General features: G+C 34.8%; 3 protein-coding genes. 1 reads left to right on the top strand and 2 read right to left on the bottom strand.

What is annotated here, in order from left to right:
* Positions 1-115: 115 nt before the first annotated feature.
* On the top strand, positions 116-814 hold the full coding sequence (gene pepE, locus ACJAT7_RS18175) for a dipeptidase PepE (protein WP_415228211.1): 699 nt from the start codon (positions 116-118) through the stop codon (positions 812-814).
* A 269-nt stretch (positions 815-1,083) separates the two neighbouring features.
* On the opposite strand, the gene ACJAT7_RS18170 is transcribed toward pepE, so the two are convergent.
* Positions 1,084-1,686: a response regulator gene (locus ACJAT7_RS18170; protein ID WP_293763843.1), complete on the bottom strand. Its 603-nt coding sequence runs from the start codon at positions 1,684-1,686 to the stop codon at positions 1,084-1,086.
* 1,375 nt (positions 1,687-3,061) lie between these two features.
* The coding region (locus ACJAT7_RS18165; RefSeq protein WP_415228210.1) for an ATP-binding protein at positions 3,062-4,169 on the bottom strand (1,108 nt) is incomplete at its 5' end.

Below are 4,169 nucleotides of genomic sequence, written 5' to 3'. Positions count from 1 at the left end.
TTTCCTAATATTTTACTGAAAGGTTTTACCTATGCAAAGCATTCTATATGTCTATAATTGCGCGTCTAGTGATAAACGGTTTTAATTTAAAATGAATGCTCCAAGATGTATATTAATGTTCAGCAGCTCAATCGTGGGGAATGAAGTTTATCTTCAACATACCATCCCTTTGTTGACGCAATATTTACCTAACATAGAAGAACTACTCTTTATCCCATTTGCTGGTGTGTCGGTGAGTTGGGATGATTACACGGCAAAAGTACAAAACGCCCTACCCGACTATCAAGTCAATGGCATTCATCAATTCCCCAACGCTCAGCAAGCATTAGAAGACGCTCAAGCCATATTAGTAGGTGGCGGAAATACATTTAACTTACTAAACCAACTTTATCAACAAGACTTGATTTGTGTAATAAAAAGCCAAGTTAATAGAGGCATACCATATGTGGGATGGAGTGCAGGCTCAAACATTTGCAGCAATAGTATCCGCACCACTAACGACATGCCCATAATACAACCACCTAGTTTTGATGCTCTTAACTTCTTACCTTTTCAGCTTAATCCTCATTACACCGACTACCAAACCCCTGGCCATAATGGCGAAACGCGCGCACAGCGTATCGAAGAGTTTTGTATGTTAAATCCTAATATTCCGGTAATTGGAATTCGTGAGGGTACAGCCTTGTTGTTACAAGGGAAATCTTTGGTCTTGAAGGGTGAATTGGATGGAGTGGTATTTGAAGGTGGCGAGCAAATTGTTATTAAACCAGAACAGGATTTGAGTAAGTATTTAAGTAAGTGTTTGAAGATTTGATTTAGAGACACGAATTGGTTCCGTAATTGGTATTCATGTATGCCCTGAACGTTGCCCATTTAAACTATAACTGGGCTCTACTGTAATTTTACACCTTATTAAATTGCACACTTCAAGCATGCAAAACTATATTTAGCTATCTGCCTAGTAATAACAATATCCTTGTAACTTAAATTTTTGAAAAATTAAGAAATACCTAAAAGTGAAATCAAAAATCGAAACACCACTATTGAATTACAATAAAATTATGACGAACAATTTATTAATATTTATAGACGGGCTGATATTGATTCGCATTGCTGATTGATAATATTTTCGATTTCATCAAAAGGAATAGGTTTAGTGAAAAGAGGTATCCCCGCTGGCAATCCCCCTTTTTGATCAATCTCTGCTTTTGATAGTCCTGAAACAACCATAATCACCATATCGTTGAAAGATTCCAATTTAGAAAGTGCTTGCAACATATGTATGCCATTTATATTTGGCATTTGAATATCCGTAATAACAACATCTGGTTTCCAAGATCCTATTTGTATTAATCCCTCAAAACCATCTGTAGCTGTTTTCAAAATAATGGGTAAATTCCAGCCTTCAATTGTCATTTTATACAACACAATTAAATCGGGCTCGTCTTCTATGACTAAAACACGAGTTAGTCTCTGATCGCCGGAGTCATTAGTATTTTTCTTAAGTTGTGCCTTAAAAGCTTCGATTTCCTCTAGATTGAATCGCCTATGGCCCCCAGCTGTTTTCCAAGCTTTTAAAATTCCTGATTCTGACCATAGTTGTATGGTACGAGTTGTCACCTCTAACAAACTGGCAGCTTGCTTTGATGAGCAGTGTGTCACTTTTAACTTAGAGGTTTGATACATTTAATTGCACTCATTAATTTTCTACCCATCCCATTCTTTCCGTATTTTCCGAATTTATACTAAACTCTATCAATAGTCAACTATATGAAATAATTGGTCCCAATTTTTGGGTTACGATTAGTAAGTTTAATTGTCGAGAATGTGGTTTTCTAAATTTTATAAACTATCCAAAATGAGCAATATAAATAATGTAGACCATTGGTTATTGCTGTTTCTATTATCAGGTCGACTATTGCAGAAAAGGCAATTTTTTTTACAAAAAAATAAAATTTCATAGGTGTTTCTGCAAAATTATAGTTAATGCTAATACGGCGTTTTCGATATGAATAAGTTTATGCATCCCCTTATTATTTCTAAGGTGCATTGGGCAGAAATAATACATTTCTTGCCAATTATTATGGCGAGTCCTTACAAATTTTTATTTTATTATTCATCACAAATTATTGAAAATTAAACATTATTATTTGATTTAAACATACAGTGCTCATATTGAAAATTGATGCAATTAGTTTATTAATCAATTTTACCCTATTCTTTATCCGCCAAAAGCGTGATTAAAGACAATGAAAAATTAATATCAAAAATGACTACTTTACAACAAAAAAGCTTTAACAACATTGGGCTCAAATCAAGTGCCATTATTTTGTTTGACTATCGCGAGTACTTTTTTTTCGTTCAATACAGGACGATAACATCTGTCCATCCTAGAACATCAGAGAGTCTGTTCAAGTGACAACCTTCGCACTTAAAGGGATCTTCTTACATAATAAATTTGATGGGTATCAACTGCTTTCGAACTCCTCATGGTCTGCCCGAGACACTTTTTAAGCATTTGTTATACTGGAGCGTTTAAAGCCTTGAAATATCCCTAACATAATCTGAGAATTACATATTAGTACTCAGTTTACTTCGATTAATCTTTAGATTTTTTTGATAAAGTGATTCTATATATGAGCTCGAACATTAGCTCGCATGATCCACAGAAAAATAAGAGCCAATATGACAATATGTTTCTTAATCTCGCTATATTTGAGCTCTGTCGAATTCGCCAAGTACCTGATTAGTTAAAAAATAAGATGTTCCAGTTACTTAAAATATATTTATTTTTAAATAAACAAAGCTGTAAAGTCTTGAGCATTCTTAGTCTGCTGTTATATTTTTATGCACTTGCAGTGCAATTGGGAATACACAATAAAAGTTCTACTTTGAAAAATAACAGCTAAATAAACAGCTTATCTTAATGCACATAGATTATTTTCAGATCCATACAATGCGTGATAACTAAATTCAAAGTCCACTCTGACTGAGCTACTAAATCTAGTTGATCGTCAACAGTTAAAATTATGTCTTTACACATTTTTTTCGCATCTGCAGGTTAACTTTTGACTATTGGTAACCACACAGTTACGACCATTCCTTTTCCTTGAGCAGTAACAAACTCGACCTCTCCTGCGTGAATAGACACTATTTCTTTAACCAGTGAGACACCCAAACCTGAACCGGGCGTTGCACCCGAATTATCAGCTCGGTAAAACCGCACTCCAAGATGACTAAACTGATGAGGTGTCATACCAATACCTTTATCAGTTATGCTGACACCAAACTGCCTATATCCGTTTTTTTTTCTCTCGCTTGTAGTCAAAATAACGTATTTATGATCAGGTGAATATTTACAAGCGTTACTTAACAAGTTTATGAATACCTGACGCATTTTATCGTCGTCAAACGTTAATGTTGGCCAATATTTTAATGTCTGAATGTCCACTTTATGATCAGTAAATGCCCCCTCAGTTTCGGTACATGACTGTTTCACAATCTCTTCAAGTGAATTATTAGCCATATTAAAATCTTTACCCGCTCTTGCTTCAATACGAGACAGATCGAGCAGCTCATCAAGTAGTTTTTTAAGATTACCTGACTGTCGATGAATGGTTTCAATTATTTCATGTGAAACTTTTTTATCGTAATCACGATGCTTTAATAATTCAGAAAAACCATAGATACTGGCTAGTGGTGTCCTCAGTTCATGGGCTGCCGTTGATAAAAACTCACTTTTCATCCTGTCCACTTCTTTTTCATGGGTCACATCTCTGAAATAGAATACATATCCTTCTGCTTTTCCCTTTAATCCAAGCAGTGTTTTGATATTAACGTGGAGAATACGTGATGCCGGACGTGACAAATATATCAGTTGTTGAGTATCACCCTTGTTGATAAATTCTATATTATTCATCTTTTTTGAATCAAATAAACTGACCATTAATTCATTAAAAATGTGCGTGCTTTTACCGATTAACGTATCCGCTTTTAGCCCAGTCATAGTTAAAAAAGCGGGGTTGATATATACAACATTATTATCTGTGTTGGACAGCACAAATCCGTCGGGGCTTAAGATTAATATTGTATTCAGTTCACGCGTTCGCTCGGTTATTTTATGTTCCATTTCAGCTTGACTATTATTTAGCTCGCCATAACTTTTTTCT

The sequence above is a fragment of the Psychromonas sp. genome (assembly GCF_047632995.1).
Taxonomy (GTDB): Bacteria; Pseudomonadota; Gammaproteobacteria; order Enterobacterales; family Psychromonadaceae; genus Psychromonas.
Note: the sequence above shows the minus strand (reverse complement) of the source record. Positions and strands in the feature narration are given on the sequence as shown.

Bases quoted from the DNA above. Each gene is read 5' to 3' on its own strand.
- ACJAT7_RS18170 (WP_293763843.1), bottom strand. From the start codon at position 1,686: ATGTATCAAACCTCTAAGTTAAAAGTGACACACTGCTCATCAAAGCAA.
- pepE (WP_415228211.1), top strand. From the start codon at position 116: ATGTTCAGCAGCTCAATCGTGGGGAATGAAGTTTATCTTCAACATACC.